The 23,576-nt window shown below is 68.8% G+C and carries 26 protein-coding genes and 1 pseudogene; 23 read left to right on the forward strand and 4 right to left on the reverse strand.

Going from position 1 to position 23,576, the window contains the following annotated elements; all coding sequences use genetic code 11:
* Positions 1-2 precede the first annotated feature (2 nt).
* Entirely contained in the window at positions 3-887 is an 885-nt protein-coding gene (locus JJ685_RS15515; RefSeq protein ID WP_201675167.1) for an NAD(P)-dependent oxidoreductase, read from the forward strand.
* Between the two features lie 52 nt (positions 888-939).
* Here JJ685_RS15515 and JJ685_RS15520 read toward each other — a convergent pair whose 3' ends face one another.
* Positions 940-1,293, reverse strand: a complete 354-nt coding sequence (locus JJ685_RS15520) for a heavy metal-binding domain-containing protein (RefSeq protein ID WP_201675168.1) — start codon at positions 1,291-1,293, stop codon at positions 940-942.
* 645 nt (positions 1,294-1,938) lie between these two features.
* On the opposite strand from JJ685_RS15520, the gene JJ685_RS15525 reads away from it, so the two are divergent.
* The 4 genes from JJ685_RS15525 to JJ685_RS15540 all read left to right on the forward strand — a co-directional run bounded on the left by JJ685_RS15525 (position 1,939) and on the right by JJ685_RS15540 (position 5,723).
* A complete protein-coding gene (locus JJ685_RS15525; RefSeq protein ID WP_201675169.1) occupies positions 1,939-2,634 on the forward strand; it encodes a carbonic anhydrase in 696 nt (231 codons plus the stop codon).
* A gap of 87 nt (positions 2,635-2,721) precedes the next feature.
* A complete protein-coding gene (locus JJ685_RS15530) occupies positions 2,722-4,323 on the forward strand; it encodes a SulP family inorganic anion transporter (protein WP_201675170.1) in 1,602 nt (533 codons plus the stop codon).
* 262 nt (positions 4,324-4,585) lie between these two features.
* The gene (locus tag JJ685_RS15535) at positions 4,586-5,128 is read left to right on the forward strand and encodes a DUF4256 domain-containing protein (protein ID WP_201675171.1); all 543 of its coding nucleotides are present in this window, start codon (positions 4,586-4,588) and stop codon (positions 5,126-5,128) included.
* Positions 5,129-5,255: 127 nt separating this feature from the next.
* Positions 5,256-5,723, forward strand: coding sequence for a hypothetical protein (locus tag JJ685_RS15540; RefSeq protein ID WP_201675172.1), 468 nt, complete (start codon positions 5,256-5,258; stop codon positions 5,721-5,723).
* A 31-nt stretch (positions 5,724-5,754) separates the two neighbouring features.
* On the opposite strand, the gene JJ685_RS15545 is transcribed toward JJ685_RS15540, so the two are convergent.
* Positions 5,755-7,047, reverse strand: coding sequence for an acetyl-CoA hydrolase/transferase family protein (locus JJ685_RS15545; protein WP_201675173.1), 1,293 nt, complete (start codon positions 7,045-7,047; stop codon positions 5,755-5,757).
* Between the two features lie 218 nt (positions 7,048-7,265).
* Here JJ685_RS15545 and JJ685_RS15550 point away from each other — a divergent pair, with 218 nt between their 5' ends.
* On the forward strand, positions 7,266-7,652 hold the full coding sequence (locus JJ685_RS15550) for a hypothetical protein (protein ID WP_201675174.1): 387 nt from the start codon (positions 7,266-7,268) through the stop codon (positions 7,650-7,652).
* 33 nt (positions 7,653-7,685) lie between these two features.
* On the opposite strand, the gene JJ685_RS15555 is transcribed toward JJ685_RS15550, so the two are convergent.
* Positions 7,686-7,970, reverse strand: coding sequence for a DUF2277 domain-containing protein (locus JJ685_RS15555; protein ID WP_201675175.1), 285 nt, complete (start codon positions 7,968-7,970; stop codon positions 7,686-7,688).
* A gap of 86 nt (positions 7,971-8,056) precedes the next feature.
* On the opposite strand from JJ685_RS15555, the gene JJ685_RS15560 reads away from it, so the two are divergent.
* The 11 genes and pseudogenes from JJ685_RS15560 (at position 8,057) to JJ685_RS15610 (ending at position 15,945) form a co-directional block, all read left to right on the forward strand.
* Positions 8,057-8,269, forward strand: a complete 213-nt coding sequence (locus JJ685_RS15560; RefSeq protein WP_201675176.1) for a hypothetical protein — start codon at positions 8,057-8,059, stop codon at positions 8,267-8,269.
* A 194-nt stretch (positions 8,270-8,463) separates the two neighbouring features.
* Positions 8,464-8,943 carry a VOC family protein gene (locus JJ685_RS15565; RefSeq protein WP_201675177.1) on the forward strand — a complete coding sequence of 160 codons (480 nt, stop codon included), beginning with the start codon at positions 8,464-8,466 and terminating at the stop codon, positions 8,941-8,943.
* Positions 8,944-8,983: 40 nt separating this feature from the next.
* Positions 8,984-9,388 (forward strand): YciI family protein, encoded by a 405-nt coding sequence (locus JJ685_RS15570; RefSeq protein ID WP_201675178.1) that lies wholly within the window; start codon positions 8,984-8,986, stop codon positions 9,386-9,388.
* Between the two features lie 22 nt (positions 9,389-9,410).
* Positions 9,411-10,436 carry a serine hydrolase domain-containing protein gene (locus JJ685_RS15575; protein ID WP_201675179.1) on the forward strand — a complete coding sequence of 342 codons (1,026 nt, stop codon included), beginning with the start codon at positions 9,411-9,413 and terminating at the stop codon, positions 10,434-10,436.
* A gap of 108 nt (positions 10,437-10,544) precedes the next feature.
* Complete coding sequence (locus JJ685_RS15580) at positions 10,545-11,021, forward strand: 4Fe-4S dicluster domain-containing protein (RefSeq protein ID WP_201675180.1); 477 nt, start codon at positions 10,545-10,547, stop codon at positions 11,019-11,021.
* Positions 11,022-11,034: 13 nt separating this feature from the next.
* Positions 11,035-12,885 (forward strand): aldehyde ferredoxin oxidoreductase family protein, encoded by a 1,851-nt coding sequence (locus JJ685_RS15585; RefSeq protein ID WP_201675181.1) that lies wholly within the window; start codon positions 11,035-11,037, stop codon positions 12,883-12,885.
* Positions 12,886-12,894: 9 nt separating this feature from the next.
* A complete protein-coding gene (locus tag JJ685_RS15590; RefSeq protein WP_201675182.1) occupies positions 12,895-14,169 on the forward strand; it encodes an NAD(P)/FAD-dependent oxidoreductase in 1,275 nt (424 codons plus the stop codon).
* 6 nt (positions 14,170-14,175) lie between these two features.
* Positions 14,176-14,433 (forward strand): MoaD/ThiS family protein, encoded by a 258-nt coding sequence (locus JJ685_RS15595; RefSeq protein ID WP_201675183.1) that lies wholly within the window; start codon positions 14,176-14,178, stop codon positions 14,431-14,433.
* Positions 14,433-14,732 (forward strand): hypothetical protein, encoded by a 300-nt coding sequence (locus tag JJ685_RS15600; protein ID WP_201675184.1) that lies wholly within the window; start codon positions 14,433-14,435, stop codon positions 14,730-14,732. Before JJ685_RS15595 ends, JJ685_RS15600 begins: the two co-directional genes overlap by 1 nt.
* Positions 14,733-14,794: 62 nt before the next feature.
* Positions 14,795-15,424 (forward strand): annotated as a pseudogene (locus JJ685_RS15605) (3'-5' exonuclease).
* On the forward strand, positions 15,421-15,945 hold the full coding sequence (locus JJ685_RS15610) for an ATP-binding cassette domain-containing protein (RefSeq protein WP_201675185.1): 525 nt from the start codon (positions 15,421-15,423) through the stop codon (positions 15,943-15,945). Before JJ685_RS15605 ends, JJ685_RS15610 begins: the two are co-directional and overlap by 4 nt.
* A 201-nt stretch (positions 15,946-16,146) precedes the next feature.
* Here JJ685_RS15610 and JJ685_RS15615 read toward each other — a convergent pair whose 3' ends face one another.
* Positions 16,147-16,347, reverse strand: a complete 201-nt coding sequence (locus JJ685_RS15615) for a hypothetical protein (RefSeq protein WP_201675186.1) — start codon at positions 16,345-16,347, stop codon at positions 16,147-16,149.
* A gap of 288 nt (positions 16,348-16,635) precedes the next feature.
* Here JJ685_RS15615 and JJ685_RS15620 point away from each other — a divergent pair, with 288 nt between their 5' ends.
* From JJ685_RS15620 to JJ685_RS15645, 6 genes are all read left to right on the forward strand, one after another.
* Entirely contained in the window at positions 16,636-16,818 is a 183-nt protein-coding gene (locus JJ685_RS15620) for a hypothetical protein (RefSeq protein ID WP_201675187.1), read from the forward strand.
* 25 nt (positions 16,819-16,843) lie between these two features.
* The gene (locus tag JJ685_RS15625) at positions 16,844-17,404 is read left to right on the forward strand and encodes a DUF1643 domain-containing protein (protein WP_201675188.1); all 561 of its coding nucleotides are present in this window, start codon (positions 16,844-16,846) and stop codon (positions 17,402-17,404) included.
* Positions 17,405-17,486: 82 nt separating this feature from the next.
* The gene (locus tag JJ685_RS15630; protein ID WP_201675189.1) at positions 17,487-18,458 is read left to right on the forward strand and encodes a hypothetical protein; all 972 of its coding nucleotides are present in this window, start codon (positions 17,487-17,489) and stop codon (positions 18,456-18,458) included.
* 21 nt (positions 18,459-18,479) lie between these two features.
* Positions 18,480-19,946, forward strand: coding sequence for an alpha-amylase family glycosyl hydrolase (locus JJ685_RS15635; RefSeq protein WP_201675190.1), 1,467 nt, complete (start codon positions 18,480-18,482; stop codon positions 19,944-19,946).
* 43 nt (positions 19,947-19,989) lie between these two features.
* The gene (locus tag JJ685_RS15640; RefSeq protein ID WP_201675191.1) at positions 19,990-22,719 is read left to right on the forward strand and encodes an MGH1-like glycoside hydrolase domain-containing protein; all 2,730 of its coding nucleotides are present in this window, start codon (positions 19,990-19,992) and stop codon (positions 22,717-22,719) included.
* A gap of 73 nt (positions 22,720-22,792) precedes the next feature.
* Entirely contained in the window at positions 22,793-23,569 is a 777-nt protein-coding gene (locus JJ685_RS15645; protein WP_201675192.1) for a ParA family protein, read from the forward strand.
* Positions 23,570-23,576: the final 7 nt, after the last annotated feature.

The following is a 23,576-nucleotide window of genomic DNA, read 5'->3' on the forward strand; positions in this document are numbered from 1 at the left end:
GGATGGAGCGCGAAGCGATCGGCGTGGTGGGCCTGGGTCTCGTGGGCCAGGCGCTGTCGGCGCGGCTGCGCGCGGGCGGCCGACGCACGATCGGCTATGACCTGCGCGAGGAAGCGGCCGAAGCCTTGCGCGCGCAAGGCGGCGAAACCGTGTCTTCGCTGGCGCGCCTGGGCGAGCAGGTGGAGACGGTGCTGCTCGCGGTGTTCGACACGCGCGGCGTGCTCGAAGTGGTGGAAGGCGGGGCGGGCCTGTTGTCGGGCGGCCACCGTGTGCGTCGCATCGTGGACTGCTCCACGGGCGCGCCGGCGGAGCTCGAAGCGCTCGCACGGCGCTTGCGCGCGCGCGGCGTGGAGTTCATCGAGTCGCCCTTGTCCGGGTCGAGCCAGCAGATCGCCGCCGGCGAGGCCGTGGCGCTGGTCGGGGCGGAACAGGACGCGTGGCATGCCGCGCAGCCGCTGCTGTCCTCGCTGGCCGCGCAGTGCATCCACGTGGGCGGTCCCGGCATGGGCGCGAAGGCCAAGCTGGCGACCAACCTCGTGCTGGGCCTGAACCGCGCGGTGTTCGCCGAAGGCCTGGCGTTCGCCGAGAGCCTGGGCATCGCGCCGGACCGCTTCCTCGCCCTCGTGCTCGCCACGCCGGCGCGCTCCGATGCGGCGCAGGTGAAGGGGCCCCTGATGGTGGCCGGGGACTTCGAGCCCCGGTCGCGCATCCGGCAGCACCAGAAGGACGTGGGCTTGATGCTCGAAAGCGCGGCTGCGAGCGGCCTGGACCTGCCCTTTTCGCGTCTGCATGCCGCCCTGCTGGCGGAAGCGGTGGAGCAGGGGCGGGGAGAACTGGACAACGCCGCGATCGTGCTGCAACTGCGGGGCCGCAGCAGGCCAGGCTAGGAACGCGCGCAGGCCTGCCGGTGCGGACCGTGCGGCCTGCGGGGAGAGAAGCTCAAGCCATCTTCACGGCGGTCCCGCTCACGGCCACCATCATCATGCCGTTGTTCTCGCCCAGCACCTCGTAGTCGAAATCGATCCCGACGATGCCGTCGGCGCCAAGTTCCTTCGCCGCTGCCATCATGTCCTGCAGCGCCGCATCGCGCGCACCGGACAGGGCCCGCTCGTAGCCGCCGGCGCGTCCGCCCACGACGTCGCGGATCGACGAGAACATGTCGCGGAAGATGTTGGCGCCGATGATCGCCTCGCCATTGACCACGCCGAGGAACTTGCCGACCCGCGCGCCTTCGCCATTCGGCACGATCGTGGCGAGGAAGAAGCTTTCGTCCGACTTCGAGAACCAGCCCATACCAAGCTCCTTGTCGAGAAGAGGCTGAACAAGCTGGCCGCATCGTAGTTGCATGCGTGGTCTTCGTCGACTCGGCGGGTCCTTCGCCGCCGGTCGGCGCTGCGCCCCGCCGCAGGCGAGGAACGAACATTTTTCGCTTTCGTGCTCATTAACCCGGCACGCGGCTGGAAGCCGCGCCGGCACTCGCTCGGCCGAAGTCCGGGGCGTGTTGTCCACAGGTCTTTCCACCGAAGCTGTGAGCAGAGGGTCTCGGCAATGTGGTAGCGCGGGTTTCGAACGTTCATCGCGCGCGCCTGGGCCCGGTCGCGGCGGGCATCGCGTCCATCGGCGGGCCCAGGCGGCGACGCCAGGCCGAAGGGGACTTCCCGGAGTACGGATTTGAATTAAGCGATTGGGGCGATTTGCCGGCTCCACGCGGCCCAATTGCCGATATCCGATTCCCCGCCGTCATTTAGCCGTCATTATTTTTGCGACGTCGCAACAATCGAATCACACCGTAATTGCTGCGCCGCAACAAATGCCCACAATTTCACGGTCTCCGGATACAGGGAGGGCGGCCAAAAATCGTTCAGACTCCGATCCCGTTCAATTCATTGCCCGGAGGGAGGCCCGGCGGCCCCATCCCGATAGAGCAAGGAGAGCCAATTGTCCGATACCCTGATTCCCGGCACCGCCCGTTTTCGCCGCGGCTATTTCCGGAAAAAAAGAGAGAAATACCTGGACCTCGTGCGCAATGGGCAAAATCCGGCCACGCTGTTCATCACCTGCGCGGATTCGCGGATCATTCCCAGCGCCGTGACCGGCACCGATCCCGGCGAGCTCTTCGTCATCCGGAACGTCGGCAACATGGTCCCGGCGTGCAACGGCAGCCAGCATTGCCCGTCCACCGGCGCCGGCATCGAGTACGCGGTGACCGTGCTCGGCGTGCGGGACATCACCGTGTGCGGCCATTCGCACTGCGGCGCCTGCGCCGCGCTGTTCCAGGACAGGAGCAACCCGGAGCTGGTCCTGACCGGGAAGTGGCTGGAGCAGGGCCGTTCCGTTCGCGACCTGGTGCTGCACCAGGCCGCCCCCGACTACGGCCCGGGCGCCCCGGTGTTCCGGAGCCGGGCCGAGCGCGAGCAGGTCCTGCGCGCCACCGAGAAGGCCATGGTGGTCCAGCACCTGCGCAACCTCATGAGTTATCCCGCAGTCGCCCACCGGGTCGCCGCCGGCGAACTCAAGCTGAATGGCTGGTACTACGAGATCGAGAGCGGCGAGATCGAAGCCTACGATCCCGACCGCCTCGCCTTCGTGCCGATCGAGCGCCAGGTGCCGCCGGCCACGCGCCGGGCAGCCTGAGCGCCCGCAACGTGCCGTCAGCCACGCGCTGGGCGGCCTGACCGCCTTCCTCGGCACCCATCCCACTCCCCTTCGCCAGGAGACCCTTTGAAAGCACTCTTGTCCGGTTTCCGGCTGAACAACCTGTTCGCCGGCTTCATCGTCGCCGTCGTCGCCTTGCCCCTGTGCATCGCCTTCGCCATCGCCTCCGGGGCCAACCCGATGGCCGGCATCGTGTCGGGCGTGGTCGGCGGGCTCATCGCCGCCCTCGCCGGCAGTTCCCGCTACCAGGTCTCGGGTCCGGCCGCCGCCTTCATCACCGTCATCTACGGCATCGTCGCGCAGCACGGCTTCGGCGCCCTGCTGGCCGCGACCTTCCTCGCGGGCCTCGTCGTGCTGGCCATCGCCGGCCTGCGGCTCGGACGCCTGATGGAGTTGATGCCCCACTCGGTCATCGTCGGCTTCACCACCGGCATCGGTCTGCTGATCCTGCTGGGCCAGGTTCCGGCGGCGCTCGGGATCGACGCGCCGGGCAAGGATGCGCTGCACAAGGTCGCCTACACGCTGAGCCACTGGCGCGAGGGCCATCTGGCCGAACTCGCCGTGCTCGCCGCCACCCTGGCCAGCGCGCTGGTCTGGTCGCGCTACCGGGTGGCGCGCTGGGTCCCGGCGCCGCTGGTCGCGCTCGGTGTCGGCACGGCATGCGCCGTGGCGCTGGCCGACGCCGGCCTGCCGGTGCGGACCATCGGCGCGCTGTACAAGATCTCGATCGATGGGATCGCGTGGTCGCCCGGATTTCTCGCTGCCATCCCGCGTCAACTGCCGGCGGTTGCCCCGGCCGGCTTGACGCTGGGCATCCTGATCGCGGTCGAAACGCTGCTCTCGGCCAAGGCCCTGGACACGATGACCGGCACCCGCCACAACCCGGACCGCGAGCTGTTCGGCCTTGGCCTGGCCAACCTCGCCGTGCCCTTCCTTGGCGGCCTGCCGGCTTCCGGCGTGATCGTCCGCGGCAGCACCAACGTGATGAGCGGCGGCACCCACCAGACGGCCGCCGCCATCCATGCCTTGTGCCTGGCAGCCTTCGTGGCCCTGCTGTTCAAGCTGATCGGGATGCTGCCGCTGGCCGCGTTGGCCGCCATCCTGCTCCTCACCGCCCGCCGCCTGATCGAGGTCCACGAGTTGCGCACGATCACCCGCATCGACCGGGTCGAAGGCGCGCTCGCGGTCGCCACGGCGGCGCTGACCGTGACCGTCGACCTGACCGTTTCCGTGCCGCTGGGCGTCGCCCTCATGCTCATGCTCGCCCTGCGACGCATGCTCGATGGCAAGCGCCTGGATGTCTGCGACCAGCACGGCCATACGGTCCTGGCGGTCAGCCAGACCATCACCTTCCTGACCAGCCCCGGCCTGCTGGCCGAGATGGAGCGCCACCTGGGTGACGGGCGCGTCCGCACGCTCAACCTGCTCGAGGCCCACTACATCGATGCCACCGGCGCGCTCATGCTGGCCCGCCTGCTGGACCGCCACCCGCGCCTGCAGGTCTGGGTCGCGCAGCAGTCGACCAGCGATCGCCTGAACCACGCAGGCGTGCCCGCCGACCGGATCGCGCTGCTCGGCAACGGGGTCGTCCACCTGCCGGAAGTGTTCCGCCGGCTGTCCCTGCCCGCCCTTCCCGATCGGCTGCCGGCGTACCGCGTAGCCATCTAGGGACGGTCCGAATTGGAAAAGCCGCGGTCGGCAATACGCAAATGTCGGCCGCGGCCCCGCGTGCGGGGAAATTCAAGCCAACCTTCTTGTGGCGCATTAATTCTTCGAGCCCCGGGTTCCACGAAAAGGGAAATTGAATTGGAATTGCCATATCCAATCCGGGAATATCCTTCGTGTTGTTCGCGAAGTCGCCCGGACCGGTCCCGGACCTCTCCAAAGGGCGCGCAAAATGATGCCCGGCGCCACCCTTTGCAGAGTACCCATGACGCAAATTCAGGAATCCCTCTTGCGGACATTGCAGGCCCGGTTCGATGCCAACCCGCATCGGCATCCCGGGATGCCATGGAATGAAGTCGCGACCCGGTTGCGCGGACGCTCGGCGGCGCTGAAGTCGATCGCCGCGATGGAGGCCTCGCGCGGGGAGCCGGACGTGGTCGGCTTCGACGAAGCGAGTCGCCAATTCCTGTTCTGCGACTGCTCCCGCGAAAGTCCTGCCGGACGCAGGAGTCTCTGCTACGACCGCGAAGCGCTGGACGCGCGCAAGGAGCAGAAGCCGGAGGGGAGTGCCATGGAGCGGGCGTCGGCGATGGGCATCGAACTCCTCTCGGAGGCCGCGTACCGCCACCTCCAGCAACTGGATGAGTTCGACCTGAAGACCTCCAGTTGGATCCTCACGCCCCCGGACGTCCGCTCGCTGGGGGGCGCTCTGTTTTGCGACCGCCGTTACGGGAAGGTCTTCGTGTACCACAACGGAGCGCAGTCCTACTACGCCGCAAGGGGCTTCCGCGGCCTGTTGCGCCTCTGAATTCCCGGGCGGCCGGTCGGCTTGGGAGCGCGCCGTCCGAGGCGCTACATTTCCGCTCAGGCAGCCAGGGTCAACGCGCCGGCCAACTGCGCGCGGGCCTCTTCGTGCAGCCTGGATGGAGGATCCCATGCCCACGAACCATCACTCTCGACGCGCCATCGTGCTGTGGCTTGCAACCCTGATCGGCACCGGGCCTGCATGGGCGGGCAAGCACGGCGGCGGCGAGGGGCACGGCAACAAGGGCAAGGGGCACTCCGGCGACAAGCACGACGGCCACGAACCCGAGCAGGGCGCCTTCTTCACCGCCGGCAACCGCGATGCCGTCCACCACTACTACGCCTCGGCCAAGAAGTGCCCCCCGGGGCTGGCGAAGAAGAACAACGGTTGCATGCCGCCCGGCCAGGCGAAGAAGCAGTGGGCGGTCGGCCAGCCGCTGGCTTCGTCGGTGGTGGTGCACCCCGTGCCGCAGCAGATCGTCGTGGCCCTGCCGCCGGTGCCGGTCGGCCACAAGTACGTGCAGGTCGCAGGCGACATCTTGCTGGTCGCCGTGGGGTCCATGATGGTCGTCGACGGCATCAACGGGCTGCTGCGCTGATCCGTCGACCGCGGGCCATCCTGCGCAATCGCTAGAGCAGCCGCAGCCGAGCAGCTTGCTCCCGCAACTCGTCGCGGAAGTCCGGGTGGGCGATGGCGATGAGTGCGCGGGCGCGCTCATGCATCGTCATGCCGCGCAACTGGGCGACGCCGTACTCCGTCACGACGTAGTTGACGTCGTTCTTGCTGGTGGACACCAGGGTGCCCGGCTCCAGCGTGGGCACGATGCGCGAGATGCGCCCGTCCTTGGCGGTGGAGGGCACGACGATGAAGGACTTGCCGCCCGCGGAGCGGTTCGCGGCCCGCACGAAGTCCGTCTGCCCGCCGGTGCCGGAGTAGGGCACCGGGCCGAGCGACTCCGACCCGCACTGCCCGAACAGATCGATCTGCAGCGTCGCGTTCACCGAGACGAGCTTGTCGTTGCGGGCCGCCAGCCAGGGATCGTTGGTGAAGTCCACCGGGTGCATCTCGAAGCCCGGGTTGCGGTGCATGTAGCGGTACAGCTTCGCCGAGCCCAGGGCGAAGGTGGCGATGGACTTCCCGGGCAGGTAGCTCTTGGACCGGTTCGTCACCGCGCCGCATTCGATCAGCGACAGCAGGCCGTCGCCCATCATCTCGGTGTGCACACCCAGCTCGCGCTTGTGCTTCAGCTGCATGACCACGGCGTCGGGAATGCCGCCGTAGCCGATCTGCAGCGTCGAGCCGTCCTCGATCATGTCGGCGACGTAGCGGCCGATGGCCTCCTGCACCGGGCCGATGGTGGGCAGGCCCACCTCCGCCAGCGGCGTCTCACTCTCGACCAGGGCGGCCACCTGCGAGACGTGCACGTGGCAGTTGCCATGGGCGAACGGAACGTTGGGATTCACCTCCAGCACGATGGCCCGCGCCCGCTCCACGGCGGCCATGGTGTAGTCGGTGCCGAGGCTGAGCGAGAAGTAGCTGTGCTCGTCCATCGGTGAGGCCAGGCTGAACACCACGTCGGCCGGCGTCAGGCCGCGGCGGATCAGCTCCGGCAGCTCCGAGAAGTTGCTGCCCAGCGTTTCGATCCAGCCCTGCTGGCCGCCGGCCCGCGACGCACCGCCCAGGAAGTAGGCCATGTGCCGCACGTTGTCCACCGTCTCCGGGTCGAAGTAGCCGTAGCGCCCGATCGGCAGGATCTGCGCGACGCGCACGCCGTGGAACTCGCGCCGCCGCTGCGACAGCGCCTGCAGCAGCGCAGGCGGCTCGCCCACGCCGGTCGGGACGACGATGACGTCGCCATCCCGCACTTCGTTCACGGCGTCGTGCGCCGAGCGGCGCTTCTGGTTGTATTGCTCCTTCGACATGGGGACCTCCTGCTTCGCCTTTGCTTGCTGCCGGTGCCAGGCTTGCACCGGTCTCCAGACCGGCGAGATTCACATCATCGCCCGGATTCGTCGTTGATCTCGGTCAGGCGCCCGTGGCACTCCGCAGGGTGAGTCCGCGCGGCGCCGCAACGGCCGCTGGCGTCACCCTGCGGATTGGCCTACAGTGGCCCTCCGCTGCAACGTGAGGAACCGCCCAAATGCCGATTCGTACTGCATCGTTGACCAAGCGAATTTCGGAGAACGGCCAGGCGCTGCATCGCGCCATGATGCGCCGGGAAACCGCCGGGGCGGACCAGCCGCCTTCGGAGACCGAACTGGCCCTGATCGAGGAGCGCAGGCAGCTGAAGGAGGAAAGGGAGAAGCGCCACGCGCAGGCGCTGCTGCCCAGGCCCAGCGCGCTCGAGCGGCTGGTGCGGACGCATCACGCCCAGGCCAAGGACAAGCCCAAGGCCAAGGACGACGCCCACGCCGCCAAGGAGACCAAGAAGCCCAAGGCACGCAGGACACGCGCCGAGAAGCATGCGGAGAAGGCCGCGGCGCTGGAGGCAGCGCGCAGGTCGCCGAAGAAGCCGCCGGCGAAGTGAGCCCGGCGTCCGCTCCTCGCGGGAGCGGGCTGCCTACTGACGTTCGTTCGCCCCTCCGAACCGGAGCGCTGCGCGCTCCTTCGCCTTGGCCGCCTCGGCCTCCCGCGTGCGCGGCTCGGCGCTGGTGACGAGCGAGCGTATGAGGACGCGTGCGGACGCGGCAATCTCCTGAACGGCCTGCTCGAAGGCGGCCTCGTTGGCCTTCGACGGTACGGTGAATCCGCTCAGCTTGCGCACGAACTGCAGAGAGGCGTCGCGGATTTCGAGTTCGGTTGCGGGCGGATCGAAGTTGAACAGCGTCCTGATGTTCCGGCACATGGAGCCTCCGGCGAGGGATGACGCGCCCCGGGGCTGGGGGCCGCGCTTAAGATGCAGCGGCGGGCAACCCGCCAAGGAGCACTTCAATGACCCTGGATGAATACAACACCTCCGTCAAGCAGATCCTGGAAGAGCAACAGAAAATCGCGCAGTCGACCGCACAGCTCGCCATGTCGGGTCAGGCCAGCCCCACGAACCCGCAGTTCGCACAGCTCATGTCGAGCCAGTGGGGGCTGATGCAGCAGATCGCCAAGCTCAACACGGAGTTGATGATGGGCGTCATGGCGCCGAAGAAATAAGGAAAACGCATCCCGCGCCGCTTGCCACTTGGGGCGCGGGAGGCTGCAAGGGAAATCCCTAGGCGATCGCTGTCGATCCGGCAGGGATTCCTTCGTCGTCGGGAGAACGGGTCATGCGGCCCGCAGCCATGGTTGGGGTGTCGGGCGGCCCTCCACGGCCTTCCTGGATGGGCCCGCGACGAGTGGAGAAAGCAGTGGCCAGCAAGAACACGATTTGTCTCTGGTACGACCGCGACGCGCTGGAGGCCGCGCGGTTCTATGCCGCGACGTTCCCGGACAGTTCCGTGGCCGCCGTGCATCGCGCGCCGGGAGACTATCCCTCCGGCAAGGAAGGCGACATCCTGACGGTCGAGTTCACCGTCATGGGCATTCCCTGCCTCGGCCTGAACGGCGGTGCGACCTTCAAGCACAGCGAGGCGTTCTCGTTCCAGGTGGCGACCGAGAACCAGGCCGAAACGGACCGCCTGTGGAACGCGATCGTCGGCAACGGCGGCCAGGAGAGCGCGTGCGGCTGGTGCAAGGACAAGTGGGGGCTGTCGTGGCAGATCACGCCGCGGGTGCTCATGGAAGCCATCGCCGACCCGGACCGCGCCGCCGCCAAGCGCGCGTTCGAGGCCATGATGGAGATGACCAAGATCGACATCGCACGGATCGAGGCGGCGCGACGCGGCTGAGCGCCCGGCCGGCGCAAGACTTGCGGGAGAGCAGACAACGATGCCGAATGCTTCGTCCACCAACGAGTACCTGCTGATCTCGCGAGGCCAGTGGGACGCCGGCAGGTCGCCGCAGGAAATCCAGGCCGCCATCGACGCCTTCTATGACTGGCACGCGAGGCTGGTCGCCGAAGGCCGCTTCAAGTCCGGCCAGCGGCTCGCGAAAGGGGCGAAGCTGGTCAGCCGGTCCGGCATCACGGACGGCCCGTTCACCGAAGCCAAGGAGGTGATCGGCGGCTACTGGTTCATCCTGGCCGGCAGCCTGGAGGAAGCCGCCCGCATCGCCGCCGACAATCCCTGCCTCGCCTGTGGCCTGCTGTCCGAGATCCGCCCCATCGAGCCGGAACGGGCCAGCGCCTATCGCGAGGGCAACGAGACGCCCGGGAGCGGCGCGGCGGGCGCCTGATGCGCGCAAGAAAGGCCCTTCAGTGACCCACCGTCCCGTCTGTGTCGAACGACGCGCATTCACGTTGGCGCTGGGCTGTGTCGCCGCCGGAAGCTGGCCGCGAAGCGCGCAGGCGCAGGGCCGCGCGGCAACGTCCGAGCAACGGGCCGCCGACGCGGAGGCCTTCGAGGGCGTCCGGCAGCGGCTCCAGGAGCGCTGGACGGATGTGGAGAGCGTTGCCGTCACCCTGCAAGGGCGCACGGCGTTCGAGTTCTACCGCGATGCCGCGCCGGACAGGCCGCGCAACGTGCAGTCGGTGGAGAAGAGTGCGCTGTCGGCGCTGGTGGGGGTCGCCCTCGCGCAAGGCGCCATCGCCAGCGTGGACCAGCCCGTGCTGGCGCTGGTGCCCGAATGGGCCGCCCTCAACGACGACCCGCGCACCCGGGCGATCACCTTGCGGCACCTGTTGACGATGAGCGCCGGATTCGACTTGGGATCGGCCACGTCCACGACGGGCAGGCTGCCGCCGGCGCAAGGGTGGGCGCGTCCGCTGGCGGCGGCGCCGGGCGAGCGGTTCGCGTACGACAACGCAGTGGTCCGCCTGCTTGCCGCTCTCGTCGAACGGGTCGCCGGCTTGCCCCTGGCGGACTACGCGCGGCGGCAATTGGTGCAACCGCTCGGAATGGCGGAGCCCGAGTACCGGGAACTGCTGCACCTGCGGACGCAGGACATGGCGAGGTTGGGGCAGCTGTTCCTGCAACAGGGCCGATGGGGCGAGCGCCAGCTCCTGCCGCGCGACTACGTGGCCGAGGCCACCCGGCCCCAGAACAGTGGCGGGCCGCCCGTCGCCATGCCCTACGGCTTCCTGTGGTGGATCCTGCCGAACGAGGCCCCCCGCCGCACGTTCATGGCCAGCGGATATGGAGGGCAGATGATCTGGGTCCATCCGCCGCTGGACCTGGTCGTCGCGGCGACTTCGGTCGTCTCGGCCGACAGCCAGCGCCGGGGGCATGCGGTGGAAATGCTGCGGAACGGGCTGGTCGCGGCGGCGCAGGGGCGGTATCGGTAGCCGTTTCCACGTCCGGGGATTCCGCCGGAATGTCGCACTAGGGTTTTCCCTTATGAAGCGCGAGCCATACGGTTCTAAGAATGGCCGGCGAACTTTTGGGGGACTCCCATGCGAAAGATGCTGCATCTGAACGCCGACAAGTGCACTGGCTGCCTGCAGTGCGAAATGGCGTGCTCGTTCGAACACCACGGCGTCTTCGCGCCCGCGAAATCGCGCATCAAGGTGTTCGACTTCCACGAGACCGGCAGGAAGGTCCCGTACACCTGCACGCAGTGCGACGAGGCGTGGTGCCTGCATGCGTGCCCCGTCGAGGCGATCACGCTCAGCCAGCTGACCGGCGCCAAGGTCGTGAATTCGGCGACGTGCGTCGGCTGCAAGGTCTGCACCGTCGCGTGCCCCTTCGGCACGATCAACTACGTCCAGGAAACCGGCAAGGTGCAGAAGTGCGACCTCTGCGGCGGCGACCCGAAATGCGCGGAGGCGTGCCCCACCGGCGCGATCACCTTCATCGACGCGAACTGGACCGGCCTCGAGCGCATGCGCCAGTGGGCCGAGAAGGTCGGCAATCAACCCGCAGCAGCCTGAAGGGGGAACGATCATGTCCTGGGCCGGAAGAATCCTTCGCGTGGACCTCGCCAATGGCAAGGTGAAGTCCGAACCCCTCAACATGGATTGGGCGCGCACGTACGTCGGTTCGCGCGGGCTCGCCACCAAGTACCTGGTCTCGGAGATCGACCCGAAGGTCGATCCCCTGTCGCCGGAGAACAAGCTGATCTGGGCGACGGGCCCGCTCACCGGGACGATGGCGTCGACCGGGGGCCGCTACACGGTCGTCACGAAGGGGCCGCTCACCGGCGCCATCGCCTGCTCCAATTCCGGCGGCTACTTCGGCGCGGAGCTCAAGTTCGCCGGCTGGGACATGGTCATCTTCGAGGGCCGCTCACCCAAGCCGGTGTACCTGTACATCAACGACGACGTCGCCGAGCTGCGTGACGCCTCGCACCTGTGGGGCAAGTCGGTCTGGGAAACCGAGGAGACCCTGCGCAAGCAGCTGCAGGATCCGCAGACCCGCGTGTCGTGCATCGGCGTGGCAGGCGAGAACCGGGTGCTCTTCGCCTCGATCGTCAACGACATGCACCGGGCCGCGGGCCGGTCCGGCGTCGGCGCGGTGGCGGGCAGCAAGAACCTCAAGGCGATCGCCGTGCGCGGCACGAAGGGCGTCGGCGCGGGCATCAAGGATCCCGCGCGCTTCATGCAGGTGGTGAAGGAGAAGAAGCAGATCCTGAAGGACAACGCGGTCACCGGCCAGGGCCTGCCCACCTACGGCACGCAGGTCCTGATGAACGTGATCAACGAGGTCGGTGCGCTGCCCACGCGCAACCACCAGGACAGCCAGTTCGAAGGCGCGAAGGACATCTCCGCCGAGGCGATGGCCACGCCGCGCAAGACCGACGGCAAGAAGCACCTGGTGAACAACCAGGCCTGCTTCGGCTGCACGATCGCCTGCGGCCGCGTCAGCAAGCTGGACGCCACGCACTTCACGGTGAAGAACAAGCCCGAGTACTGGGGCGCTTCCGGCGGCCTCGAATACGAGGCGGCATGGTCGCTCGGCGCCTCCAATGGCGTGAACGACCTCGAGGCGCTGCAGTACGCGAACATGCTGTGCAACGAGCAGGGCATGGACCCGATCTCCTTCGGCGCCACCGTCTCCGCCGTGATGGAGCTGTACGAGATGGGCGTGCTCACGAAGGAGCAGGTCGGCATCGAGGCGCCCTTCGGTTCCGCGCAGGCGCTGGTGTTCCTGGCCGAAGCGACGGCCCGGGGTGAAGGCTTCGGCAAGGAGCTGGGGCAGGGCTCGAAGCGCCTGTGCACCCGGTACGGCCATCCGGAACTGTCGATGTCGGTGAAGGGCCAGGAATTCCCGGCCTACGACGGCCGCGGCATCCAGGGCATCGGACTCGGGTACGCGACGAGCAATCGCGGCGCCTGCCACCTGCGCGGCTACACGGTCGCATCGGAAGTGCTCGGCATCCCCGTGAAGACCGATCCGCTCGTGAGCGAGGGCAAGCCGGAGCTGGTGAAGGCCTTCCAGGATGCGACGGCCGCCTTCGATGCGTCGGGCCTGTGCGTCTTCACCACCTTCGCCTGGGGACTCGCGGACCTCGCGCCGCAACTGGCCGCCGCTTGCGGTGACGAGTTCACCACCGAGGAGCTGGAGAAGATCGGCGAGCGCATCTGGAACATGGAGCGCGACTTCAACAACAGGGCCGGCCTCACGGCCGCCGACGACCAGTTGCCGAAGCGCCTGCTGGAAGAGGCCGTGAAGACCGGCCCGGCGAAGGGGAAGGTCAACGAGCTCGGGACGATGCTGCCGCGCTACTACGAGGTCCGCGGCTGGAATCCCGACGGCACGCTGAAGCCCGAGACCCGCGAGCGCCTCGGGCTGTAAGGGGGCGCCATGCACCACGTCATCCTCGGCGCCGGACCGGCGGGCGTGATCGCGGCCGAGACGATCCGCAAGCACCGCCCGGACGACCGCATCACCATCGTCGGCGCGGAGCGGGAGCCGCCGTACTCGCGCATGGCGATCCCCTACCTGCTGGCGGGGGACATCCCCGAAGCCGGCACGTGGCTGCGGCACGACAGGGAGCACTTCGCGCAGCAGCGCATCGAGTTGATGCAGGCGCGCGTCACCGCCGTCGATTCGCAGGCGCGCGCCGTCACGCTCCCGAGCGGGGACAAGCTGGCGTTCGACCGCCTGCTCATCGCAACGGGATCGCTGCCCCAAAAGCCTCCGATCCCGGGCGTCGACCTGCCCGGCGTGCATCCCTGCTGGACCCTGGAGGATGCGCGCCACATCATGGAGCGCGCCCGGCCCGGCGCGCGCGTCGTGCAGATGGGCGCAGGCTTCATCGCCTGCATCATCATGGAAGCGCTCGCCGCGCGCGACGTGGACCTGGCCGTGGTGGAGATGGCCGATCGCATGGTGCCGCGCATGATGGGGCCGGTCGCCGGCACGATGATCAAGGACTGGTGCCTGAAGCAGGGCGTGCGGGTCTTCACCGGAACCAAGGTCGAAGCCATCGAGGCCGCCGCGCCCCTGCGCGTGCGCCTGTCGGACGGCCAGGCGCTCGATGCCGACCTGGTCATCAGCGCCACCGGCGTGAAGCCCTCGATCGGCTTCCTCGAGGAGTCCGGGATCGCCTGCCTGGCCGGGGTGCTCACCGACGCGCGGATGCAGACCAACGTGCCGGGCATCTACGCGGCCGGCGATTGCGCCGAAGCCTTCGACAAGATCACCGGCAGGACGATGGTCAGCGCGATCCAGCCCAACGCCTCGGACCAGGCGCGCGTCGCGGCGATGAACATGGCGGGGCTGGAGGCGGAACTGCCCGGCGTCACGCAGATCAACGTGCTCGACACGCTGGGGCTGGTGTCCGCGAGCTTCGGCGACTGGCAGGGGGCTCCCGGCGGCGAGCACGCCGAAGTGACGGACCGCGAGGGATCGCGCCACCTGTCGCTGCAGTTCAAGGACGACCTCATGGTCGGCGCGAACGCCATCGGCTGGACCCAGCACGTCGGCGTGCTGCGCGGGCTCATCGAGGGACAGGTGAGGCTCGGGGCGTGGAAGCGCAAGCTGATCGAGGACCCGACGCGCATCGTGGAGGCCTACCTGGGCGCCGCACAAGCCCAGGGCCGCTGGCAGGGCGCGGCCGACGAGCGACGGCGCTAGGCGCGCATGAAGATCAAGTTCAAGCTGTTCGCCTCGCTCACGGACTACCTGCCGCCGGAGCGGGAGCGCGGCAGCAACAGCGTGGACATCGACGTGCCGGAGGGCGCCTCGATCGGTGAAGTCGTCGCGCCGTTCCAGCTGCCGATGAAGCTGGTGCACCTGGTGCTGGTCAACGGCATCTACGTGGCGCCCGCCGAGCGCAGCACCCGGCGCCTCGCCGAAGGCGACGTGCTTGCCATCTGGCCGCCGATCGCCGGGGGCTGATGCAGTCCCACTATCCCGAGCAGTTCGAGCGCGACATGGCGTGCACCGAGGCCGAATGGCTCGGCTGGCTGCCGAGGGCGATCGGGCCTCTCGCATGGGAGCCCGAACCGGGCTCCGCGCGCGTGCGCATCGGGAGCGGGAGGCTGCGGATCTCGTGGCATGAAGCGCCGCCGCGTCGCATCGCCCTTCTCGAACTCGCGTGCCTGCACGTCGCCTTCTCGTTCGAGAACGTCGACGACGGGATGCGCTACGCGTTCATGAAGCGCTTCGACCTGTACATGCTTCGCGGCGGCGGCTAGGTTTGGACGGGCTCACAGGTCGCGCTTGGCATACTCCGCTGTCCGCCAACCCAGAGCCTGCCTTGGATCCCATTGCCGTCGTCGACTTCGAAACCACCGGCCTGTCGCCCTCGCAGGGCGATCGCGCCACGGAAATCGCCATCGTGATGCTGGAGGGAACGCAGGTCGTCGGCCGCTTCCAGTCCCTGATGAATGCGGGCGTGCCCATCTCCCCGTTCATCGAGGCGTACACGGGCATCAGCAACGAGATGATCCGTGCGGCGCCGCCGGCCGCGGAAGTCATGTCCGAGGCCGCGCGTTTCGTGCGCGACGTGCCCCTTGCCGCGCACAACGCATCCTTCGACCGGCGCTTCTGGGCGGCGGAAACGGAAAGGCTGGGCGAGGACGCCCGCAGGGATCCCCCGATGGCGTGCACGATGTTGCTGTCCCGCCGTCTGTATCCGCAGGCCGGCAGCTAGCGTCTCGGCGCGTTGGCAGCGTTCCACTCCATCCCCCCGGCGGGCCGGGCCCACCGCGCGATGGCCGACGCCGAAGTGGCCGCCGCACTGCTGGCGCGCATCCAGTCCGACATCCGCTCGCGCTACGAAGTGGAAGAGGCGCCGCACGACTTGCTGGTGGAGCTGCAGCGCTGCCCGCGCAAGGCCATGCCCAAGGCGATCCAGGGCTACTTCGAGTCCCTCCGAGAGCAATGAAGGCTGACGACCTGCTGCCGCTGCCTCCGGGCCTGGTCGCGGTGACGGGCGACGAAGGCGTGGGCAAGACCCACCTCCTGCGCAGCCTGGGCGGCGACCTGGCCCCGCGGCCGGGGCAAGCCCCGTGCGCCGATGCGCTCTGGCTCGACCTCTCCTTGCCGGGGCAGGAGGACCTGATGCCTCGCCAGGTGTGGGATGCCCTGCGGCAGGGCTGCCCGCGCTGGGATCCGGCGCTGCAGGAGGAACTGGTGGAGGCGCTCAGGCTGGGGCCCCACCTGGACAAGAAGTTGTCGATGCTGTCCACGGGAAGCCGCCGCAAGGTCGCCCTCGTGGGCCTGCTGGCGAGCGGGGCCACAGTCACCTGCCTGGACCAGCCCTTCGCCGCCCTGGACGCAGCCTCTGCCGCGGTGCTGCGGGACTTCCTGGCCGAGGCGGCGGACCACGCGGTCCGTACCTGGGTGGTCGCCGACTACGAGGCGGATCCGCGCCTGCCGTGGCGGCGCCGGATCGTGCTCCCTTGAGCGCGCTTTGAATCGGGCTTCGCGCTCCCGGTTCCGGCCGGCGATTCCCCCTTCAGGAGCAGCCAGCCGAGGGCGACCCCGCAGGCCACGGCGACGGTGGCCTGCAGGCTGCCCGGGCTGGACTCGGCGTGGATATACGCAGACGCAGCCAGGGCGGGCACCACCGTTCCAAGGAGCTGGGCCTTGCGTCGCGGCCCCATTTCAGAAGCGCCCGCGCGGGAGCCCCGTGACCACCTTCGCGCCGAGGCAGGCCGGCATGCGGGCCTGCACCGCCGCGAGCTCGGCCTGATTGCCCGGGGAAGGCTGCTCGGAGGAACGCACTGCGGGCGGGGAAGCCTTGGACACGGCGCAGGACTTCCGGGACTGGCGGGACTGGGTGGCGGGAGATTGGGATTTGTTCATGGAGGGTCTCACGAGGATGGCGATCGACGAGAAAAGCGCGACCGCCCGAACTGTCGGTGTTCCCCGGCGCACGCCCGGTTCCCGGGAACTTGCGGCAACTCTTGATGCAACTCAAGGTCGAGGGGCCGTGCCACGCGTTGCCGTTGCATAGTTCACACCCGCACGCAGGTCCGGCCCCGGGGCCCCTCCGAAGGGTCGCGGCCCTTCACGTCGATGGCGAAGCGCCCCTGCAGTGCCGTGCGGAGCCGCCGGAACGCTGCTACGCTAGGCGCTCCAGTGGAGGCCTTCATGTGGAAGCTTCTCGGCATCGTCGCTGCCGTTGCATTGGCCGTTCCCGCGTTGCACCTCGCCGCCCCCGCGCCCCGGGCCGAGGCGAGTGACACGCCCAAGGCGGCCTTCATCAAGAAATGCGTCCGCGACCAAACCAAGCGCGCCTGCACGGCGCCTCCCGAGGCTCGCGCGAAGACGTAGCGGCGGGCGCGGCAAGCCGGACGCGATGGCCAGGCCCGTTCCGCACTTCGAGGCCGTCGACCTTGCGCGCGTCCGGGCCATCTTCGTCCGCGGCGGCACGCATCGCGCCCTCCTGAAGATACCGTTCCGCGATCGCGAGTCGAAGGGCACGCTCTGCGTCGTCGGCCAGAACCCCAGCGACGCCGACGAGCAGCGGGCCGACAAGACCGTGAACTACCTGGAGCGCTACGTCCACGCGCATCTTCCGGAGTACGGTGCGATGTTGATGCTGAACCTGTACACGCGCGTGGACAGGCACAAGGCAGCGGGCGATGTCGAACATCGACAGGCCGACCGCATCCTGCGCTGCGCGATCCGCAAGCACCGGGACTTCCTGTTCGTCTTCGGCCAGGTGAAGAACGAAGGGGCTTATCGCTTTCCCGAGCGGCTGGAGCAACTTCGGCCGCTGTTCGCGGGCAAGAGGATCCTGCAGTTCGACCTCGGCACGAGCTTCCCGCCGCATCCGGGCAACGCGCGGATCATCTACCGGAACCTGGAGGTCGGCGTGAAGGCGTTCAGCTTCGGCGAGGCCCCCGGCGAACCTTGAGCGACAAGGCTTTTCACCACTCTTGTGCCGGAGGCCTGCCGGCCTCATATTTCGCGCATCGAGTTCCCCGGAGCCTCCGAGAATGCGCACCCAGCGATTCCTCGTCCTCCTGTTCACCCTGCTGCTGGTCCTCGCGGGCCTGGCGGCGCGCGCGCAGGACACGAAAGACCCCACCGTCGACGACATCTACAAGGCCGCGAGCAGCGGCAACCTCACCGGCGCCCGCTCGATGGTCGACCAGGTGATCGCCAAGCACCCGAACAGTGCCAAAGCCCACTACGTCAAGGCGGAGATCGCGGCGCGGCAGCGCGACGCCGCCGTGGCGCGCACCGAACTGCAGATCGCGGACAAGCTCGCGCCCGGACTGCCCTTCGCCAAGCCCGAGGCGGTGACGGCGCTGCGCGCCCAGGTCGATCAACTCTCGCAACCTCGGCCGGCGCCGCGGCCGATGGCACCCCCGCCCATCGATCCGCGCCGGATGGCGCCGCCGCCGCCGCCGCCCCGCGCGGGCGGCGGATTCCCCATGGGGGGCCTGCTGCTGCTGGGCCTGCTGGTCCTCGGGGTGGTCCTCTTCCTGCGCTCGCGCAGGCGCGCCGCCCCGCCGCCACCGCCCGCGTATGCGCCGCAGGGCCTCGACGCAGGCTTCGGCCGCTACGACGCGAACGTGCCGCCGCCGGGCTATGGCAACTCGCCGCAGGCGGGCTATGGCAATGCGCCGCAGGCCGCCGCACCGTCGCTCGGTTCCACGCTCGGGCGCGGCCTCGCCACGGGTCTCGCCGTCGGCGCGGGCGCGGTCGCCGCGCAGGAAATCGGGCGTCGCATGTTCGACCACGAAGGGCGGCCCGCAGCCTCGCCGCCGGGCGAGGGGGGCTCCGCCGTCGGTTCTCCGCTCGCGCGCGACGCGGGCCTTGGCGCCCTCACCGGAGACAGCCGCGGGGACCCGAACGCCGACATGGGCGGCCAGGACTTCGGCATCGCCGACAACCGCGGCTGGGATGACGCCGGCGGCGACGATTTCGGCCTCGACGAGGGCGGCGACGACTGGAACACCTGACCCCAGGCGGCAGAGGCTCGCGTGGATCCCTGGCCCCGGCATCCCTCCATCTACGAGATCAACACCTGGGTCTGGCTGGGCGAGCTCGGTCGCGGCGTGACGCTCGATTCGGTCCCTGAGGCCGAGTGGGATGCGATCGCGACGCTCGGTTTCGATGCCGTCTGGTTCATGGGCGTGTGGCAGCGCAGCCCCGCGGGGCGCGAGATCGCCGCGCGCAACGCCGACCTGCAGGCGGATTTCCGCCGCGCGCTGCCCGACTTCCGCGGCGAGGACAACGCCGGCTCGCCGTACTGCGTGCGCGACTACGTGGTGGATCCGCGCCTGGGCGGCAGGGCAGGGCTGGCCCGCGCGCGTGCCGCGCTGGCGCGGCGCGGCCTGCGGCTGGTGCTCGACTTCGTGCCCAACCATGTCGCGCCGGACCACCCCTGGGCGGCGGGCCATCCCGACTACTTCGTGCGCGGCTGCGCGCAGGACGCCGAGCGCGACCCGTCCTCCTTCGTCGCGGTGGGCGGCCACGTATTCGCCTGCGGCCGCGATCCCTATTTCCCGGCCTGGCCCGACGTGCTCCAGCTCGACGCGTTCTCGGCGGGCCTGCGCGCGGCTGCCATCGACACCGTGCGCGACATCGCCAGCCAGTGCGATGCCGTGCGTTGCGACATGGCCATGCTCATGCTCGATGCCGTGTTCGCTCGCACCTGGGGCAGTCGCGTCGCTGCCCCGCGGGCGCTCGACTACTGGCGCGAGCTGATTCCCGCCGTGCGGCAGCAGCACGCGGATTTCCGCTTCGTCGCCGAGGCCTACTGGGACCTGGAGTGGGAGCTGCAGCAGCAGGGCTTCGACTGGTGCTACGACAAGCGCCTGGTCGACCGGCTCGAACACGCCGATGCCGAGTCCGTCCGCCTGCACCTCTGCGCGGAGCTGGCGTTCCAGCGGAAGTTGCTGCGCTTCATCGAGAACCACGACGAGCCTCGCGCGGCGGCCGCGTTCCCGCCGGCCAAGGCCCGCGCGGCGGCGCTGCTGGCGCTCACCCAGTGCGGCGCGCGGCTGCTGCACGAAGGCCAGCTGGAAGGCCGGCGCGTGCGCTTGCCGGTGTTCCTGGCCCGCCGTCCGCAGGAACCGGTGGACGAGGAACTGCGCGCGTTCTATCGAACCCTGCTGGCCGCGACCGCCGATCGAACCTTCCACGACGGCGACTGGACCCTGTGCGAACGCGGCGGCTGGGCGGACAACCCGAGCTGGCGGGATGTCGTGGGCTGGTGCTGGCGCCGGGGCGACGCGCGCTTCCTCGTGGCCGTCAACCTGTCCGAGCGGCCCGCGCAGGCGCAGGTGCAACTTCCCTGGGAGGACCTGGCCGGGCGGTCCTGGCAACTGGACGACCTGCTCTCGCAGGCCCGTTACGACCGGGACGGCGACACGATGCGGCAACCGGGGCTGTACGTGGACCTGCCGCCCTGGGGCTTCCACCTGCTGCGGATTGCGCCACGGTAAGCCCGCCCGCCGCTTTCCTGCGAGCTCCAACGAGGAGATGCCCATGAACCCCGAGCGCGAACGACTGGATGCGGCACGGCCCGGCGGACCGCCGTGGAAGCTGTGGGGACCCTACCTGAGCGAACGCCAATGGGGCACGGTGCGCGAGGACTACAGCGACAACGGCGACGCCTGGAACCACTTTCCCCACGACCATGCGCGGTCCCGAGCCTATCGATGGGGCGAGGACGGCCTGGCGGGACTCTGCGACGACGGGCAGCGCCTCTGCTTCGCGCTGGCGCTGTGGAACGGGCGGGACCCCATCCTCAAGGAGCGCCTGTTCGGGCTCACGAACAGCGAGGGCAACCACGGCGAGGACGTGAAGGAGTACTACTTCTACCTCGACAACACGCCCACGCACTCGTACATGAAGTATCTGTACAAGTACCCGCAGGACCCCTATCCCTATTCGGACCTGGTGGAGACGAACCGGCGGCGCTCGCGCCGTGAGATGGAGTACGAACTGCTGGACACCGGCGTCTTCAGCGAGGACCGCTATTTCGACGTCTTCGTCGAATACGCCAAGGAGGGGCCGGCGGACATCCTGATCCGGATCACGGTCTGCAACCGCGGCGTGCTGGAGGCCGACCTGCACGTGTTGCCGACACTGTGGTTCCGCAACACCTGGGGGAGGGCGGGCCCGCGCAGCGAGAAGCCGGTCCTCCAGAGCACCGACGCCCCCCGGGGCACGCGGGCGATCGCCGCCGCGCACCCGACCCTCGGCCTGTACCACTTGCACTGCGAAGGCGAAGCGCCGCTCCTCTTCACGGAAAACGAGACCAACAACCTCCGGCTCTTTCCCACGCAGCCGAACCCGACGCGCTGGGTCAAGGACGGCATCGAGGACTTCCTGCTGCACGGGAAGGCGGGGGCGGTGAACCCGGACCTCACCGGAACGAAAGCCTCGGCTCATTACCGACTGAAGATCGCCCCCCAGGGCTCCGCGACCCTCCGCCTGCGCCTCGTGGAGCAGGCGCCGGCGTCGCAGGGCCGCGCGGTGCGCGCGGCCGGATTCCCCTTCGGGGCGGCATTCGACCACACCCTGGCCACCCGGCTGCAGGAGGCCGACGCGTTCTATGCCTCGTTGACGCCCCCGCAGGCCAGCGCGGACGAAGCGCGGGTGCTGCGTCAGGCCCTGGCGGGCATGCTGTGGAGCAAACAGTACTACTACTTCGACCTCGACGAGTGGCTCACCGAGCACCAGGCCAACTTCCTGCGCGGCGGCCGCAAGTTGATGCGCAATCGCGGCTGGGTCCACATGGTCAACGAGGGCGTGCTGTCGATGCCGGACAAGTGGGAGTACCCGTGGTACGCCGCCTGGGACCTCGCCTTCCACACCATCGCGCTGAACATGGTGGACCGCGACTTCGCGCAGGAGCAGTTGCGCATGATGCTGAGCGAACGCTACCTGCACCCGTGCGGGCAGATCCCGGCCTACGAGTGGAACTTCAGCGACGTCAACCCGCCCGTCCACGCCTTCGCCACGCTCTTCAACTACGTGCAGGAAAAGCAGTTGGGAAGCGCGGACGTCGGCAAGCTGCAGGAGACCTTCCGCAAGCTGTTGCTGAACTTCAGCTGGTGGGTCAATCGCAAGGACGGCGACGGCAACAACGTCTTCGAGGGCGGTTTCCTGGGCCTGGACAACATCGGCGTGTTCGACCGCAGCGCGCCCCTGCCCACCGGCGGCAGCCTGGAGCAGGCCGACTCCACCGCCTGGATGTGCTTCTTCTGCCAGAACATGGTGGAGATCGCCCTGGAACTGGCCGAACACGATGCCAGCTACGAGGACGAGGCCGCGCGGTTCATGGAGCACTTCTTCTGGATCGCGGGATCCATGGACAGGATCGGCGACAACGAGGACGAACTGTGGGACGAGGAGGACGGCTTCTTCTACGACCTGCTGCGCTTCCCCGACAACTCGGTCCAGCGCATCAAGACGCGCTCGATGGTCGGCCTGCTGCCCCTCTGTGCCACGACGGTGCTCCCGCCTGACGTGGGCACCCGGTTTCCCCGCTTCACCCGGCGGCTGGAAGACTTCGTGCAGCGGCACGGCCCCATCCTGGCCAACCTTCCCCCGCCTACCGTGCCCGGCGCCAGGGGGCGCCGGCTCCTGGGCATCTGCAACGAGAAGAAGCTGCGCAGCATCCTCACGCGAATGCTCGACGAGCAGCGCTTCCTCTCGCCCTACGGCATCCGCTCCCTGTCCAAGTGGCACGAAGAGCACCCCTATGCGTGCCAAGTGCACGGGGAGCGCTACGAGGTGAAGTATCTTCCGGCCGAGTCCGATTCGGGCATGTTCGGCGGCAACTCGAACTGGCGCGGGCCGATCTGGCTGCCGCTCAACGTGATGCTGCTGCGGGCCCTGCTGCAGTTCTACCTGTACTACGGCAACGAGTTCCGGATCGAATGCCCGACGGGCTCGGGCCGCTCGATGAACCTGTTCGAGGTCGCCATGGAGATCTCCCGCCGCCTCACCCGGATCTTCCTGCGCGATGCGCAGGGCCGCCGGCCCGTCTACGGCGGCTGCGAGACCTTCCAGGCCGACCCCCACTGGCGCGACCACGTCCTCTTCTACGAATACTTCCACGGCGACAACGGCGCCGGCCTCGGCGCCAGCCACCAGACCGGCTGGACCGGCCTGGTTGCCAAGCTGATCCAGCTGCAGCATGTCCTGGACGCGGAGAAGGTGCTCGAAGGAGGCCTGAGGCCGATCATGCACACCTATTTCCGCTGAGGCGGGCCGATGCGAGGCGGGGTCACGCGCCCCGGCACGCGGATAATCGCGCGGTACAACATGGGGAATGCAGATGGGACTCGTCGTTTTCAACCAGAAGGGCGGCGTCGGCAAGAGCACGATCACGTGCAACCTGGCCGCGATCAGCGCGCAGCAGGGATTCAAGACGCTGGTCGTCGACCTGGACCTGCAGGGCAACTCCACCCGCTACCTGCTGGGGGAGGCCGCGCGCGAAGCGGGCGAAGGCATCGCCGGCTACTTCGCCCAGACACTGAAGTTCGTCGTCCGCGCGAAGCCGATCGCGGACTTCGTGGTGGACACGCCCTTCGACAACCTCTCCGTGCTGCCGCCGGGGGATGACCTCGAGGACCTGCACGGCAAGCTCGAGTCCCGCGGCAAGATCTACAAGCTTCGCGAGGGCCTGGAGGAACTGGCCAGCGTCTACGACCGCATCTACGTGGACACGCCACCGGCCCTGAACTTCTACACGCGATCCGCGCTCATCGCCGCCGAGGGTTGCGTCATTCCGTTCGACTGCGACGACTTCTCGCGCCAGGCGCTCTACACGCTGCTGAACAACGTGAAGGAGATCCAGGCGGACCACAACGAGAACCTCGAGGTCAAGGGCATCGTCGTCAACCAGTTCCAGCCACGGGCTAACCTGCCGCAGCGGCTGGTGCGCGAGATGCTGGAGGAGGGGCTTCCGGTGCTGGGGACCTATCTGAGTTCGTCGGTCCGGGTGAAGGAGTCGCACGACCTGGCCAGGCCGATGATCTTCCTGGACGCGCGGCACAAGCTCACGCAGGAATACGTCGCCTTGCACGAGGAGCTGCACGCGAGCGCGGCCTAGCCGCGAC

Origin of the sequence: Ramlibacter monticola (assembly GCF_016722785.1) — a bacterium.
In the GTDB taxonomy this organism is placed as follows: Bacteria; Pseudomonadota; Gammaproteobacteria; order Burkholderiales; family Burkholderiaceae_C; genus Ramlibacter; species Ramlibacter monticola.